Genomic DNA, 14327 nt, shown 5'->3' with positions numbered 1-14327 from the left:
CGATCAGGCGCGCAGGGCGTCGGCGACGGTGGCCGCGAGGGTGCGCTTGGCGAGCGGGATCTTGAAGTCGTTGGCGCCGTAGCCGCGGGCGCCCTTGAGCGCCGCCTCGCCGGCAGCCGCGACGCCCTCGCGCACGAGCGCGGCTTCCGCCTCGGCCACCCGCCAGGGCTTGGGGGCGAGCCCGCCGAAGGCAAGGCGGGCCGAGCGGATCGTGTCGCCCTCCGCCTCGATCACCGCCGCCACCGACACGAGGGCGAAGGCGTAGGAGGCCCGGTCGCGCACCTTGCGGTAGACGTGCCGGCCCTTCACCGGCGTGGGCAGCGTCACGGCGGTGACGATCTCGCCGGGCGCGAGCGCGGTCTCGACCTGCGGCGTGTTGCCCGGCAGGCGGTGGAAGTCGGCGATCGGGATCTGCCGCTCGGCCCCGTCGGGCGCCACCGTCTCGACCGTGGCGTCGAGCGCCCGCATGGCGACCGCCATGTCGGAGGGGTGGGTGGCGATGCACTGGTCCGACGTGCCGACCACCGCCAGGATGCGGGTGAACCCCTGAATCGCCGAGCAGCCGGAGCCGGGCTGGCGTTTGTTGCAGGGCATCGCGGTGTCGTAGAAATACGGGCAGCGGGTGCGCTGGAGCAGGTTGCCGGCGGTGGTCGCCTTGTTGCGCAGCTGGCCCGAGGCGCCGGCGAGCAGCGCGCGCGAGAGCACGCCGTAATCGCGCCGCACCCGCTCGTCGGCGGCGAGATCGGAGTTGCGCACCATTGCGCCGATGCGCAGGCCGCCGTCGGACGTCGCCTCGATCCGGTCGAGCGGCAGGCGGTTGACGTCGACGAGGTGGGTCGGCGTCTCGATCTGCAGCTTCATCAGGTCGAGGAGGTTGGTGCCCCCGGCGATGAAGCGGGCATTGGGCTGTCCGGCGACAGCCCTGGCGGCGTCGGCCACGGTGGCGGGCCGCTCGTAGGTGAAAGCTTTCATCGGTCGCTCCCCTCAGAGCCGGGTCGCAGGGCCGCCGGCATCCCGGATCGCCGCGACGATGTTGGGATAGGCGGCGCAGCGGCAGATGTTGCCGCTCATCCGCTCGCGGATCTCCGCGTCGGTGAGCGCGACCGTCTCGGTCAGGTCCTTGGTCACGGTGCTGGGCCAGCCGGCCTTGGCCTCGTCGAGCATGCCGGCGGCCGAGCAGATCTGGCCGGGCGTGCAGTAGCCGCACTGGAACCCGTCATGCTTCACGAACGCGGCCTGGAGCGGGTGCAGGTGGTCGCCGTCGGCCAGCCCCTCGATCGTCTTGATCTCGTCGCCCTCGTGCATCACCGCGAGCGTCAGGCAGGCATTGATCCGACGTCCGTTGACCAGCACCGTGCAGGCCCCGCACTGGCCGTGGTCGCAGCCCTTCTTCGAGCCGGTGAGGCCGATGCGCTCGCGCAGGGCATCGAGGAGCGTGGTGCGCGGGTCGATCTCGAGGGGCCGGGCCTGGCCGTTGACCCGGAGGGTCACCGGCATCCGGGGCGTCGCCGGCTCGGCGGCGAGGGCCGGCGGCGTCGCGGCGGGCGGGGTCGCCGCCTGGGCGCGCCCGGCAAAGCCCAGCACGGCCGCCGCGGCGACGCCGCTCTCCAGAACGCTCCGGCGCGTGAGCCGCGGCGCAGAATCCGAGTTGTCCATGGTACCTCCCGGCCTGGGGCGAGGTGACGGCGCACGGGCGCCGATGCCGCCTCGGCCGTTGGGCCGCGACGTGATTGCTCACCAAACGTTCCGGGGGCTGGACGGGTCCCGACCTGGCCTCGGGTGCGGCATCGCGTGCGGGAGGGGATCGATCACCGATCGCTCGCGATCGGCCCTCCCGCGCAGAGGCAGGGCTGTCCGGGAAAAGAATGGCGCAGGAAATCCCCTCTCCCCGCGGGCGGGGAGAGGCTTTCGCCCCCCTTGCCGGGGGCGAAAGGAGCGCAGGCGCAGCCGGAGCGAGGGTGAGGGGGTGATGCCGGATTTGTCTTCTCCGGAAACACCCCCTCACCCTCGCCCGGTGGGCTCCCCGATGACCCGACAAGGGGTCATCGGGCCTCTCCCCGCCCGCGGGGAGAGGGGAAGTCCGCGCCTTCTCCGCTCACCTGGCAGTCATGCCGCAGGGTGGGGAATAATTGTCACAAACGATCGACAGACATTGAATGTCGACGAATGCATCTAATAAATTATTTGTTATATATTGTTCATGTAGTTTAACAGTGTTATGACCGAAAGATCCGCGTGTACTGCGTCTCGTGCCGGAACGAGCCGAGGTCGAGCCGTAGCGTCGCGGTGCCGGCCTCGTCGAGGGGCAGATCCTCCACGGCGCGCGCGAGGGCCGCCGCCCGCGGCATCAGGGCGGCGACCACCCGCGTGCCGGCGGTCTGGCCGACCGGGGCAAGGCGCAGCGAGGCTGAGACGAGGTTCTGCAGGAAGGCCGCGAGATAGGCCGCCAGCACCGTGCCGCGATCGAGCCCGTGGGCGCCGGCAGCCGCGCCGACCGCGACCGGATAGGCCACTGGTCCGTCGAGCCGGCCTGCGAGGTTGGCGAGGCCCGGCACGTCCCAGGCGGCCCGGGTGGCATCGAGGAACGAGCGGCCCTGCTGGCTGGTCTCGAGGTGCAACTCGCGCGAGGGGCTGAGCGCGAGGGCGAGGTCGTTCACCGCCACCAGCGCATCGGCGTCGCCAACTGCGGCGGCCCGGTGGGCGTGGGCGGCCAGAATCGCGTCGCTGCGGCCGGCGCCGTGGTCCAGCACGTCGGCGAGCCAGTCGCGCAAGGACGCCTCGTCGCGCACGTCGCCGGCCTCCACCGCCCATTCGAGGCCGTGCGAGTAGGCGTAGGCCCCCACCGGATAGCCCGGCGAGAGCCAGGCGAGCAGCAAGAGGGCGTCCGGAACGCGCTCAGCCATGGGAATGGTCGTGCGAATGGCCGTGGTGGTGGTGACCGTGGTCGTGGTCGTGCCCGTGACCTTGGGCATGCCCACCTGCATAGGCCCCTCCTTCGGGCCGGAACGGCCGCTCGACCGGGGTCGCGGTGCCCCCCAAGCCCTCCACCATCGCGGCGAGCACGTGGTCGTGGGCGATCCAGAGCGCGTCGGTGCCGATCTCGGCCGGGATGTGCCGGTTGCCGATGTGCCAGATCAGGCGCTTGAGGGCGTGGTCGGTAGCGGCGCGGATCTCCAGCAGTCTTTCCGGCGCCGCCTCGACCCAGACCAGGCGTCCGTCATCGAGACGGAGCGCGTCGCCGTCGTCGAGGACGATCGGCTCGGGGAGGTCGAGCAGGAAGGCGAGGCCGCCGACGCCCCGCATCGCCATGCGGCGGCGGTGGCGGTCGCCGGAATCGAGCACGATGCGGTCGACGATCTCGCCGGAGCCGAGGGCGTCGCGGCGGATGACGCGGGTGGCGCGGATCATGGGGAGGGCCGGGTTCCGTTCAGTGAGCGTCAGACGACGTCCGGCTCGTCCGGACCCGGATAGAACCGTTCGTCGAGGATCTGCGACAGCGTGTAGGGGCAATCCGGCGGAAAGCTCCGCTCCGGCAGGCTGGTCTCGTCCGCCGCCCGCACCCGGGCGAGGCGATAGGCCTTGGCCAGAACCTCCGCCGGCCAGGCCCGCAGGCTCGGGCTCATCGTCACCACGTCGTCCAGGCTCACGCGCTGCTCGACGATGGTGGCGCGCCAGCCATACTTCCGCTGCTGCGGCTGGAATTCCCATTTCAGCAGGTGATGCAGCAGGACGGTCAGGCGGGAGCGGATCTCGGATTTCTGCGACCCGCCCAAATCGGCAATCTCCTCGGCCAGAGCCTCGCGATCGAGCGCGGCCCAGCGGCCGGCCCGGATCAGCGCGGCCTGTCCTTGCGTCCAGAGAAAATAGTCGGTCTCGGGCGAGACGCCGGCCTCCGGCGCCTGCCGCTCGGCGAGCTTGGGCATGGCGGATCCCTCCTGCCCGGTCATTCTACCTCAGAACAGGAAGTAGCGCTGCGCCATCGGCAGCACCTCGGCGGGCTCGCAGACCAGCAATTCGCCGTCGGCGCGCACGTCGTAGGTCTCGGGGTCGACCTCGATCACCGGGGTGGCGTCGTTGTGGATCATGCTCTTCTTCGAGATCCCGCCGCGCACGTTCTCGACCGCGACGAGCTGCTTCGACACGCCGAGTTTTTCGCGAAGCCCCGCCTCGATCGCGGCCTTCGACACGAAGGTGAGCGCCGTCGAGGCCGGCACCCGGCCGAACGCGCCGAACATCGGGCGGTAATGCACCGGCTGCGGCGTCGGGATCGAGGCGTTGGGGTCGCCCATCGGGGCGGCCGCGATGGCCCCGCCCTTGACGATCAGGTCCGGCTTCACCCCGAAGAAGGCCGGCGACCACAGCACCAGATCGGCGAGCTTGCCGACCTCGACCGAGCCGACGTGCCGCGAGATGCCGTGGGCGATGGCCGGGTTGATCGTGTACTTGGCGACGTAGCGCTTGGCCCGGGCGTTGTCGTTGCCGGACGCATCGCCCGGCAGCGCACCGCGCTGGCGCTTCATCTTGTCGGCGGTCTGCCAGGTGCGGATGATGACCTCGCCGACCCGGCCCATCGCCTGACTGTCCGACGACATCATCGAGAGCGCGCCGATGTCGTGCAGGATGTCCTCGGCGGCGATCGTCTCCTTGCGGATCCGGCTCTCGGCGAAGGCGAGGTCCTCGGGAATCGACGGGTCGAGGTGGTGGCACACCATCAGCATGTCGAGATGCTCGTCGATGGTGTTGCGGGTGAACGGCCGCGTCGGGTTGGTGGAGGAGGGCAGCACGTTCGCCAGCCCCGCCACCTTGATGATGTCCGGCGCGTGGCCGCCGCCCGCTCCTTCCGTGTGGAAGGCGTGGATGGTGCGGCCCTTGAACGCCGCGATCGTGTCCTCGACGAAGCCCGATTCGTTGAGCGTGTCGGTGTGGATCATCACCTGGATGTCGTGGGCGTCGGCCACCGACAGGCAGCAATCGATCGCCGCGGGGGTGGTGCCCCAATCCTCGTGCAGCTTGAGCGCGCAGGCGCCGGCCCGGATCATTTCCTCCAGGCTGTCGGGCTTCGAGGCGTTGCCCTTGCCGGCAAACGCCAGGTTCATCGGGAAGGCGTCCGCCGCCTCGATCATCCGGGCGATGTGCCAGGGGCCGGGGGTGCAGGTGGTGGCGAAGGTGCCGTGGGCCGGCCCCGTGCCGCCGCCGAGCATCGTGGTGATGCCGGAATTCAGCGCCTCGTCGATCTGCTGCGGGCAGATGAAGTGGATATGGCTGTCGAACCCGCCGGCGGTGAGGATCTTGCCCTCGCCCGCGATCACCTCGGTGCCCGGCCCGACCACGATGGTGACGCCGTCCTGGATGTCCGGGTTGCCGGCCTTGCCCAAAGCCGCGATCCGCCCGCCCTTGAGCCCGACATCGCATTTCACGATGCCCCAATGGTCCAGCACCACCGCGTTGGTGATGACCGTGTCGACGGCGCCGCCGGCATTGCTCGCCTGGCTCTGCCCCATCCCGTCGCGGATCACCTTGCCGCCGCCGAACTTCACCTCCTCGCCGTAGCGGGTGTGGTCCTGCTCGACCTCGATGACGAGCGAGGTGTCGGCGAGGCGGATGCGGTCGCCCTTGGTCGGCCCGAACATCGCCGCGTAGGCGGCGCGGGGGAGGCTGGCGGGCTTGGGGGTGTTGGACATGGGCGGCGGGTCCGGTCAGGCGGGCGTCGAGGAGTCGGATTTCGTGCGCGCGTCCTCGGCCAGGAGATAATCCCCGATCGGGTCGGCGCTGGGTGCCGGCGGGCCAGTCCTGGCGCGGGCGCGGCGGGCGATGTCTCGAAGGGAGAAAAGCGTGTCGGGCCTCGTCGAATGCGCGCGTCCCTCGTCTCCCGAAATGGGGGAGCCTTGGTCACCCGGCGCACGATCGGGCATCTGATGGGCGTCGGCTGGCAGAGTCACCGGTCCTCCATACCTCGATCTCCCATCCTCGACCTCATCCTGAGGTGTCAGTCCATCTCGATGGACTGACCTCGAAGGAGGGCTCGATGGATCGCTGTGACTTCTGGAGCCCTCCTTCGAGGTCAGTCGATTTGCAATCGACCGACACCTCAGGATGAGGTGGAAGGTTGGGAAAAGCAGGTTCGCGTCGCCTACAGCGCCCCCATCACGTCACCCCGGAACCCGTACACCGTCCGCCCACCCCCCATCGGGATCAGCACCACCTCCCGGGTCGAACCGGGCTCGAAGCGCACGGCCGTGCCCGGGGCGATGTCGAGGCGCTGGCCCCGGGCCTTGTCGCGGTCGAAGCGGAGCGCCGGGTTGACCTCGAAGAAATGGTAGTGCGAACCGACCTGGATCGGCCGGTCGCCGGTATTGGCGACCTCGATCACCGTGCGGGGCGCGCCTTCGTTGAACACGATCTCGCCGTCCGGGGTCGTGACCTCGCCCGGCACGTCGGTCGCGGGGGTGCCGCGGATCGGGTGGTGGACGGTGACGAGCTTGGTGCCGTCCGGGAAGGTCGCCTCGACCTGGATGTCGTGGATCATCTCGGGCACGCCCTCCATCACCTGGTCGGCGGTGAGGACCTGGGCGCCGAGCCGCATCAGCTCGGCCACGGTGCGGCCGTCGCGGGCGCCCTCGACCACGAAGTCGGTGATCAGCGCCACCGCCTCCGGGTGGTTGAGCTTCACGCCCCGGGCCAGGCGGTTGCGGGCCACCATCGCCGCCATGGCGACGAGGAGCTTGTCCTTCTCGCGGGGGGTCAGCAGCACGGGGGCGTCTCTCCGGTCGGTGGGGCCCCATCCTTCGCCGAGGCGGGGGCGCGAGGCAAGATTTCCGGGTACGGGCGGCCCCGGCGACGAGGCCGGGCAAGCAAGAATCGAGCCGTCAGGTCTGCCAGACCCGCGGCAGCGGCCGCCCGCGAAACCCTTCGAGGATCCGGGCGGCGGCGGCCCGCAGGGGGCCGATCTCGGGCCCGAGCAGCCGCAGCACCAGCATGCCGTTCCAGGCGCTCGCCCCGGCCTCGACGGACAGCGCCTCGCAACCGGCCGCCTGGATCAGGTCGCGGACCTGGTCGAGCCGGCTCTCGGCGTCGGGAGCGAGATGGAGGAGCGTCGCCGTCGCCCGGGCGCCGCCGGCCACCGCCCGCCGGGCGAGGGTGGCGGCGATGTCGCCATCGAGCCGGAATGTGTCGGCGTAGACGAGCCGCCCGGCCCGGCGGATGCGCCAGGAATCGGTCAGCGCGCCGTCCCGCACCACCTCGCCCTTGGCGGCGCGGCCGAAGACCAGAGCCTCGAACAGGGTGAGCCGCGCCGTCGCGTCGATCGCGGCGGAGAAGCTCCGGGCGAGCCGGGCACCGTCGAACAGGATCGTCTCCTGCGGCAGCCAGGCCAGGGCGGCCTCCGGTTCGAGCGCGAGGTCGACGTCGAGCCGGGTCACCGGCCCGTCCGAGCGGTAGATCTTCTCCGCCGCCGTGGTGGTCAGCACGAGGTCGGCCCCCGGGCCGAGCCGCGCCTCGACGGTGAAGCGGTCGCCGCAGGCGATGCCGCCAGCGCTGTTGAGGAGCACCGCCTCCATCGGGCCGATCCCGCCGGGCCCGCGCTCCGGCCGCGGCAGGCGCAGCCGCAAGGGGCCGGCTTCGCCGAGGTCGGTGGTCCGCGTGGCGCCGCCCGGCATCCGGGCGACGGCGAGCGCGACGTGGCCGATCGAGCGCTGGCGGCGAAGAGGATCGGAAACGGCGTCGGGACGGGGAGCGGTGGTGGATGGCGGCATCGGGAGCCCGGCGGGCCGGACGGCCCTCATCGAGCCACGCTTAGACCGCGCCGGCGGCCCCGCAGGCAAGCCCCGAACGCGCGATGATGCCGGCAGGCCGCCCGGCGCGCGGCAGAATCTGCCGTCGGCCCCGGGCTCTCCGGCGTCCGCGCGCCGGCACTCCTGCTAGGCTGCCCGGGTCATCGGGAGCCCACGGATGCCAGCACCTCTCCTCCGGATCGAGACGACCCCGGACCTGCCGGCCGTCGCCGACGTCGTGGTGATCGGCGGCGGGGTCGTGGGCACGTTCACGGCCTACTACCTCGCGCGCCGGGGTCTCAGCGTCGCCCTCGTCGAGAAGGGCCGCGTCGGGGCCGAGCAGTCGAGCCGCAACTGGGGCTGGTGCCGCCAGCAGAACCGCGACGCCCGCGAGCTGCCGATGGCGACGAAGAGCCTCGATTTGTGGGACCGGCTCGCGGCCGAGATCGGCGAGGATCCGGGCTTCCGGCGCTGCGGCCTCCTCTACCTCAGCAACGACGAGGCCGAGATCGCCCGCTGGGCCAAGTGGCGCGACTTCGCGGTGACCGAAGGCGTCACCACCCACATGCTGAGCGAGAGCGAGGCGAAGGCGCGGGCGAGCGCCACCGGGCGGAGCTGGAAGGGCGGGGTGTTCTCGCCCTCCGACGGCGTCGCCGACCCGTCCCGCGCCGTGCCGGTCGTCGCCCGCGGGGTGATGAAGGCGGGGGGCAGCGTGCACCAGGCCTGCGCCGCCCGCGGCCTCGAGCTCGAGGCCGGCCGCGTCAGCGCCGTCGTGACCGAGAAGGGCACGATCCGCACGAAGACCGTGGTGATGGCCGGCGGCGCCTGGGCGTCGTCGTTCGTGCGCCAGCTCGGCATCCGCTTCCCGCAATCGGCGGTGCGCTCCTCGATCCTGGCGGTCGGCCCCAGCGTCGCCGGCCTGCCGGACGCGCTCCACACCGCCGAGATCTCGGTGACCCGTCGCGGCGAGACCGGCGGCCACACGCTCGCGATCAGCGGGCGGGCCAGCGTCGATCCCACGCCCCAGCAGATCCTGTTCGCCCGCGAGTTCGTGCCGATGTTCGCCCGGCGCTGGCGCGCCCTGCGGCCGGGCGGCCTCGGCGGCTGGCGCAGCGGGCACGAGACCGCCGCGCGCTGGCGCCTCGACGAGGAGACGCCGATGGAGCGGATGCGGGTCCTCGATCCGAAGCCCGACGCGCGCCTCGTCGCCGAGACGCATCGGCGCGCCCTCGACCTGCTGCCGGCCCTGCGCGGCACGACGATCACCGCCTCCTGGGCCGGCTATATCGATTCGACCCCCGACGGCGTGCCGGCGATCGGTGAGGTGACCGGCGTGCCGGGCCTGATCCTGGCGGCGGGCTTCTCCGGCCACGGCTTCGGCATCGGCCCGGGCGCCGGTCACCTCGTCGCCGATCTCGTCACCGGTGCCGACCCGATCGTCGACCCGCGCCCCTACCACCCGGACCGGTTCGAGGCCTCGGCCTGGGGCAAGGTGGCGGAGTTCTGAGGAGCGGATCTCCGTTCGGGTCCGCGACGATCCCGCGCGCCGGCCAGGGCGAAACGCCGTAAGCTCGCCTCCGCTCGAACGGAGGACGCACCATGGAGTCTTCGTCACCCGAAACGACCTGCCGGGTCGTGCGACCCGGCCCCGCCATCGTCGGCAAGCAGGCGCTGACCTATGCGCCCGCGGTCTCCGCCGAGACGGTCGGATCGACGGGACTGCACATGCAGCTCGTCACCCTGCCGCCGGGGGCCCGCGCCAGGGCCCACCTGCACGAGGCGCACGAGACGGCGCTCCACGTGCTCTCGGGCGTCGCCGGCACCTGGTACGGCGAGCGCCTGGAGCACCACCTGTGGAGCCGGGCGGGCGATTTCGTCTACATCCCGGCCGGGGTGCCGCACCTGCCCTACAACGCCAGCCGCACCGAGACCTGCACGGCGGTGATCGCCCGCACCGATCCGAACGAGCAGGAGAGCGTGGTGCTGCTGCCGGAGCTCGACGCGTTGCGCCCGCCGGAGGGGGACGTGATGGCGTAGGGCCGGCGCCGCGAGCGCCGGCCCCCTCGGCCTCACATCGCGGTGGGACGTCCCGCGGCGACCACCAGCAGCTTGCCGTCGCCGAGGGTCCGGGCAGCGGCACGGCGGATGTCGGCCTGCGTCACCGCGCCGATCAGGCCGTTGCGGCGTGCGATGTAGTCGATGCCGAGGCCCTCGAAGGCGATCTGCACCAGCTGGTGGGCGATCTTGGTCGAGGTGTCGAAGCCGAGCGCGTAGGAGCCGGTGAGGTAGTCCTTGGCCTTCTGCAACTCGTCGTCGTCGGGCCCGTCGCTGGTCAGGCGGGCGATCTCGTCGGAGATCACCGCCAGGCATTCGGCGACGCGCTCGTTCTTGGTCGCGGTGTAGCCCCAGGTCATCGAGGCGGCGCGGTGGCTCACCAGCGAGGTGCCGACCGAGTAGGCGAGCCCGCGCTTCTCGCGCACCTCCTGAAACAGCCGAGACGTGAAGGCGCCGCCGCCCAGGATGTGGTTGAGCACGTAGGCCGGGATGAAGTCGGGGTCGCGCCACGGCACGCCGTCGGTGCCGAAGCGCAGGACCGATTGCGGCACGTCGAGGTCGACGACGATGCGGCGGCCGAGGCCGGTGATCGTGGTCGCCGGCACCGCCGTCAGGGCGCCGCCCTCCGGCAGGTCGCCGAAGGCGGCGTCGAGGGCGCGCAGCAGCGCCTCCTCGTCGATGGCACCCACCGCCGCGACCTTGACCCGGCCGCGGGCGAGGAGCCGGCGGTGCATCGCCACGAGGTCGTCGCGGGTGATCGCCGACACGCTCTCGATCGTGCCCGAGGAGGGCCGGCCGTAGGGGTGGCCGGGATAGGCCTCGGCGAAGAAGCGGCGCGAGGCCATCACGCCGGGATCGTTCTGCTGGTAGCGCAGCCCGGCGAGCATCTGGGCCCGCACCCGCTCGATCGCCGGCGGGTCGAAGCGCGGCTGGGCCAGCGCCAGGGCGAGCAGCGCGATCGCCTCGTCGGCGTGCTTGACCAGCATCTTGAGCGAGCCGCCGATGGCGTCCGGCCCGGCATGGAAGCTCAGCTCGATGGCGCGGGCGGCGAGCCGCTCCTGGAAGGCGTCGGAATCGTGCGGGCCGGCCCCCTCGTCGAGGAGGCGTGCCAGCATCTGGGCGGTGCCGGACTTGCCCTCGGGGTCCTGGGCGGCCCCGCCCTCGAAGGTGAAGGCGAGCGCGATCAGCGGGACGATCGGCGATTCGACGTGCCAGGCCTCGATGCCGCGGGCCGAGAGGACGGGACGCGCCTGGGTCGGCGACGAGGAGGACGCCGGGGCGGCGGTGCTGCGGGAGACGGCGTCGGCCGGGGTCATGAGGACCTCTTGTTGTCGTGACGTGCGAAGACGGATCCGCCCGGCGGCGCGCACGCCCCGGGCGGTGTCAGGATGCGGGATTCAGGCCGCCGCGGCCGAAGACGCCTTCGAGGCACCCTCGCCCTTGACCAGGTAGCCGGTGACCGAGCGGGCCGGCACCAGGTAGCGCTCGGCCACCGCGGCGAGGCGCGAGGCCTGGACCGCCTCGATCTCGGAGGGCCAGCGCCGCACCTCCTCGATGCTCTCGCCGATGGCGAGCGCCGAGCCGAAGATGCGGGCGAGCGAGGACTGGCTGTCGGAGGAATAGACGGTCTCGGCGACGAGCCGGGTCTTGGCCCGCTCGATCGCGGTGGCGGTCAGGGCCTCGGAGGGGGCGCGGGCGAGCGCCCGGTCGAGGGCCTCCTCCAGCTTCTCCAGGCTCACGCCCTCGGCCGGCACCGCGTAGACCGAGAAGCGGGTGTCGTCGATCGCCGAGCCCATGTACCAGGCGCCGGCATTCACCGCGACGCCCTGGTCGAGCACCAGGCTGCGGTAGAGGTAGGAGGTCGGCCCGCCGCCCAGAACCTCGGCGAACAGTTCGAGCGCGTGGCTCTCGCCGTCGCGGGCGGTCATGCAGGAGGGGGTGAGATAGAGCCGCTGCAGGGTCGGCTGCTCGACCTTCGGATCGGCGACGCTCAGGCGGCGCGCGGCGCGAGGCTCCGGCTCCCGCGGCCGCACCCGCTGCGGCCGGGCCCCGCGCGGCGTCACCACGCCGTAGGTGTCGTCGGCCAGCCGCCGGACCTCGTGGGCGGTGACGTCGCCGGCGACCACCAAGATGGCGTTCTCCGGGGTGTAGAAGCGGCGGTAATAGTCGAGGGCGTGGGTGCGGTTCAGATCCTCGATCTCGTGCATCCAGCCGATGATCGGGATGCCGTAGGGGTGATGGACGAAGAGCGAGGCCGCCATCGCCTCGGAGAGCTGGGCCGACGGGTCGGTCTCGACCCGCATCCGGCGCTCCTCCAGCACCACGTCGCGCTCGGGCGCCACCACGGCGTCGTCGAGGATCAGGCCGGTCATCCGGTCCGCCTCGAAGCTCATCATGGTCTTCAGGTTCTCGCGGGCGACCCGCTGGAAGTAGGCCGTGTAGTCGAAGGAGGTGAAGGCGTTCTCCTGGCCGCCCAAGCTCGACACCGCCTTCGAGAAGGCGCCGACCGGATGGGTCTCGGTGCCCTTGAACATCAGGTGCTCGAGGAAGTGGGCGATGCCGGACTGGCCGAGCGGATCATCCGCCGAGCCGTTGCGGTACCAGACCATGTGGGTGACGACGGGGGCGCGGTGGTCGGGGACCACCACCACGTCGAGGCCGTTGTCGAGCACGAAGGACGCCACCTCGGGACCGCCCGCCTCCGCTCGGCCGAAGGGCGCCGCGTCGGTGCGCAGGGTCGCGCTGACGGGGCTGGCGAGGCCGGGGGCGGGGCGCATCCTGACTGGGGACATCCTGATCTACCTTAGCCGGGCGACCGGAAGGGCCCCCCGTGTTGGATCGTGAACCGGCTCACTTAAGCGAGGCTTGCGGCTCTTCGCGAGTCGGAGGCCGGGAGAGGCGGAGCCGGGGGCGAGCCGGTCCCCGGGGTCGCCGGCCGTTAGAGACCCTGTTCTAGAGCATTTTGTGGCAGGGGGGACCCGAAGACTGCGGAGAAATGCATCCCGTGCAGGTCGCACCCGACCTCGTCCAGTCGAAGCGTGGCCGGAGTTTTGGGTGAAGCTTTGGGTGCATTCCGCAGGATCGCCCCCGAAGGCGGGGAGACGTGCAGCCCTGCGCCGGAGGCAGGGCTTTCACGCACGAAAAACCCCGGGCCGCTGCTGCGGCCCGGGGTGGGAGACCCGATCGGATCTCGGAAACGTTACTGGCGCGAGCGCAGATAGGCGCCGGGATCGGCTTCCTCGCGGTCCGACTTCATGCCGTTCGGCCCGCGCTCGGTCCGGGCGAGCTTGCCGTTCGGCGGCTTGCGGTAGCCGGTCGGCGGCTCGGTCAGGGTGTCGCGGGAGGGCTCGACGTCGGGCAGGTTGGCGTCGTCGTCCTTCTTGCCGGCGAAGAGCTGCATCGGGTTGAGCCAGAACGACTCCTTGACGTTGTCGCCGGGCTTGTAGGTCGGCTCGGTCTGCACGCCCGCCCCCTCGCGGCGGCCGGCCTGCATCTCGCGGATCGGCAGGGTCGCGTTGTTGTCGCTCATCCGGCCGCCGTAGCCGCGGGTGATCGGCTTGCGGTCCTCGGCGGCGCGGCGGTCGCGGGCGGCGGTCTCGGGATCGGTCGGCCATTGCGGGTTGGCCTCGCGCAGGGCGCGGCGGTCGACCGGCGGCGGCAGGGCGGCCTTGTCCATCTTCGGCGGCAGCACCAGGGGCGCGCGCTCGCGGTAGGTGATGGTCGGCCGCTCGGGCTCGATCAGGCCGATCGACGACAGGGCGTTCTTCATCGCGACGCCTTCCTGGGCGTGCGCGCCCGGGGAAGCCGTCAGGCCGGCGGCCAGGACCGCGGCCGTCGCCGCGGCGAGTATCGTGCGCTTGTCGAGCATGCGGGCCCCTTGCCTGTTCCGCCCCCTGAGTTGGTTCCCGAGGTGGTGGCGGTTTCGGGCGAAGGTATGGCGTGGCCGTGGGCGGGCGCAACGGCGATCCTCGTCGTTGCGCCCGCGACACACACGCGTTTTCAGGTCGGACCGCCCGTTGCCGCCGCGCGGCGGCGCTCCAGCACCAGCCCGTCGTAGAGGAGGCCGACCACCCCGAAGACGATGCCGGCATCCGCCACGTTGAACACGTACCAGGACCAGGCGCCGGCATGCAGGTGGACGAAGTCGAACACCGCCCCGTAGGCCGCCCGGTCGATGGCGTTGCCGATCGCTCCGCCGACGATCATGCCGAGCGAGCCTGCGAGCCATCGGCTGCCGGCCCGCGCCATCCAGACCGAGAGCGCGACCGAGGCCGCCAGCGACACGCCCACCAGGAGCCAGCGCCCGAGCGCCGAATCCTGCTGGAACATCCCGTAGGAGACGCCGCGGTTCCACACCACGATCAGCTGCGCGAAGGGGGCGAGCACCACCGGCTCGCGCACCGGCAGGTCGGCGACGAACAGGAGGCCGAGCTTCGTCGCCTGGTCGAGGACCAGGGTGACGAGCGCGACGAGCAGGCCGAAGGGGAGGGGACGCATGACTTT

14 protein-coding genes are annotated in these 14327 nt (G+C 71.8%); 2 read left to right on the top strand and 12 right to left on the bottom strand.

Annotated elements, in window-relative coordinates:
- Positions 1-3: 3 nt before the first annotated feature.
- From HPY23_RS07405 to HPY23_RS07370, 8 genes are all read right to left on the bottom strand, one after another.
- Entirely contained in the window at positions 4-972 is a 969-nt protein-coding gene (locus HPY23_RS07405; RefSeq protein WP_091883556.1) for an FAD binding domain-containing protein, read from the bottom strand.
- Positions 973-984: 12 nt separating this feature from the next.
- Complete coding sequence (gene paoA, locus HPY23_RS07400) at positions 985-1656, bottom strand: aldehyde dehydrogenase iron-sulfur subunit PaoA (RefSeq protein WP_060846740.1); 672 nt, start codon at positions 1654-1656, stop codon at positions 985-987.
- Between the two features lie 560 nt (positions 1657-2216).
- Positions 2217-2984 (bottom strand): urease accessory protein UreF, encoded by a 768-nt coding sequence (locus HPY23_RS07395; protein ID WP_459564375.1) that lies wholly within the window; start codon positions 2982-2984, stop codon positions 2217-2219.
- Positions 2896-3408, bottom strand: a complete 513-nt coding sequence (locus tag HPY23_RS07390) for an urease accessory protein UreE (RefSeq protein WP_091883553.1) — start codon at positions 3406-3408, stop codon at positions 2896-2898. Before HPY23_RS07390 ends, HPY23_RS07395 begins: the two co-directional genes overlap by 89 nt.
- A 29-nt stretch (positions 3409-3437) precedes the next feature.
- The gene (locus HPY23_RS07385; RefSeq protein ID WP_091883550.1) at positions 3438-3923 is read right to left on the bottom strand and encodes a DUF29 domain-containing protein; all 486 of its coding nucleotides are present in this window, start codon (positions 3921-3923) and stop codon (positions 3438-3440) included.
- 30 nt (positions 3924-3953) lie between these two features.
- A complete protein-coding gene (gene ureC / locus HPY23_RS07380; protein ID WP_091883548.1) occupies positions 3954-5681 on the bottom strand; it encodes an urease subunit alpha in 1728 nt (575 codons plus the stop codon).
- Between the two features lie 449 nt (positions 5682-6130).
- Positions 6131-6751: an urease subunit gamma gene (locus HPY23_RS07375; RefSeq protein WP_060846735.1), complete on the bottom strand. Its 621-nt coding sequence runs from the start codon at positions 6749-6751 to the stop codon at positions 6131-6133.
- A 115-nt stretch (positions 6752-6866) separates the two neighbouring features.
- Positions 6867-7751, bottom strand: a complete 885-nt coding sequence (locus HPY23_RS07370; RefSeq protein WP_060846734.1) for an urease accessory protein UreD — start codon at positions 7749-7751, stop codon at positions 6867-6869.
- A gap of 196 nt (positions 7752-7947) precedes the next feature.
- Here HPY23_RS07370 and HPY23_RS07365 point away from each other — a divergent pair, with 196 nt between their 5' ends.
- Positions 7948-9276: an NAD(P)/FAD-dependent oxidoreductase gene (locus HPY23_RS07365; protein WP_091883545.1), complete on the top strand. Its 1329-nt coding sequence runs from the start codon at positions 7948-7950 to the stop codon at positions 9274-9276.
- A gap of 92 nt (positions 9277-9368) precedes the next feature.
- Positions 9369-9806, top strand: a complete 438-nt coding sequence (locus HPY23_RS07360) for a cupin domain-containing protein (RefSeq protein WP_060846732.1) — start codon at positions 9369-9371, stop codon at positions 9804-9806.
- Between the two features lie 32 nt (positions 9807-9838).
- Here HPY23_RS07360 and HPY23_RS07355 read toward each other — a convergent pair whose 3' ends face one another.
- From HPY23_RS07355 to lspA, 4 genes are all read right to left on the bottom strand, one after another.
- The gene (locus HPY23_RS07355; protein WP_091883543.1) at positions 9839-11140 is read right to left on the bottom strand and encodes a M16 family metallopeptidase; all 1302 of its coding nucleotides are present in this window, start codon (positions 11138-11140) and stop codon (positions 9839-9841) included.
- 81 nt (positions 11141-11221) lie between these two features.
- Complete coding sequence (locus HPY23_RS07350) at positions 11222-12601, bottom strand: M16 family metallopeptidase (RefSeq protein ID WP_236012793.1); 1380 nt, start codon at positions 12599-12601, stop codon at positions 11222-11224.
- A 422-nt stretch (positions 12602-13023) separates the two neighbouring features.
- A complete protein-coding gene (locus HPY23_RS07345) occupies positions 13024-13692 on the bottom strand; it encodes a hypothetical protein (RefSeq protein WP_060846729.1) in 669 nt (222 codons plus the stop codon).
- 131 nt (positions 13693-13823) lie between these two features.
- Complete coding sequence (gene lspA / locus HPY23_RS07340; RefSeq protein ID WP_060846728.1) at positions 13824-14321, bottom strand: signal peptidase II; 498 nt, start codon at positions 14319-14321, stop codon at positions 13824-13826.
- Positions 14322-14327: the final 6 nt, after the last annotated feature.

The sequence above is a fragment of the Methylobacterium ajmalii genome, assembly GCF_016613415.1.
GTDB lineage: Bacteria > Pseudomonadota > Alphaproteobacteria > Rhizobiales > Beijerinckiaceae > Methylobacterium > Methylobacterium ajmalii.
The sequence above is the reverse complement of the archived record's forward strand: the minus strand, read 5'-3'. Positions and strand labels throughout refer to the sequence as shown.

What these genes read in the sequence shown, in the direction of transcription:
- HPY23_RS07405 (WP_091883556.1), bottom strand. Translation starts at nt 972, where the DNA reads ATGAAAGCTTTCACCTACGAGCGGCCCGCCACCGTGGCCGACGCCGCC.
- paoA (WP_060846740.1), bottom strand. Translation starts at nt 1,656, where the DNA reads ATGGACAACTCGGATTCTGCGCCGCGGCTCACGCGCCGGAGCGTTCTG.
- HPY23_RS07395 (WP_459564375.1), bottom strand. Translation starts at nt 2,984, where the DNA reads ATGCAGGTGGGCATGCCCAAGGTCACGGGCACGACCACGACCACGGTC.
- HPY23_RS07390 (WP_091883553.1), bottom strand. Translation starts at nt 3,408, where the DNA reads ATGATCCGCGCCACCCGCGTCATCCGCCGCGACGCCCTCGGCTCCGGC.
- HPY23_RS07385 (WP_091883550.1), bottom strand. Translation starts at nt 3,923, where the DNA reads ATGCCCAAGCTCGCCGAGCGGCAGGCGCCGGAGGCCGGCGTCTCGCCC.
- ureC (WP_091883548.1), bottom strand. Translation starts at nt 5,681, where the DNA reads ATGTCCAACACCCCCAAGCCCGCCAGCCTCCCCCGCGCCGCCTACGCG.
- HPY23_RS07370 (WP_060846734.1), bottom strand. Translation starts at nt 7,751, where the DNA reads ATGCCGCCATCCACCACCGCTCCCCGTCCCGACGCCGTTTCCGATCCT.
- HPY23_RS07365 (WP_091883545.1), top strand. Translation starts at nt 7,948, where the DNA reads ATGCCAGCACCTCTCCTCCGGATCGAGACGACCCCGGACCTGCCGGCC.
- HPY23_RS07360 (WP_060846732.1), top strand. Translation starts at nt 9,369, where the DNA reads ATGGAGTCTTCGTCACCCGAAACGACCTGCCGGGTCGTGCGACCCGGC.
- HPY23_RS07355 (WP_091883543.1), bottom strand. Translation starts at nt 11,140, where the DNA reads ATGACCCCGGCCGACGCCGTCTCCCGCAGCACCGCCGCCCCGGCGTCC.
- HPY23_RS07350 (WP_236012793.1), bottom strand. Translation starts at nt 12,601, where the DNA reads ATGCGCCCCGCCCCCGGCCTCGCCAGCCCCGTCAGCGCGACCCTGCGC.
- HPY23_RS07345 (WP_060846729.1), bottom strand. Translation starts at nt 13,692, where the DNA reads ATGCTCGACAAGCGCACGATACTCGCCGCGGCGACGGCCGCGGTCCTG.
- lspA (WP_060846728.1), bottom strand. Translation starts at nt 14,321, where the DNA reads ATGCGTCCCCTCCCCTTCGGCCTGCTCGTCGCGCTCGTCACCCTGGTC.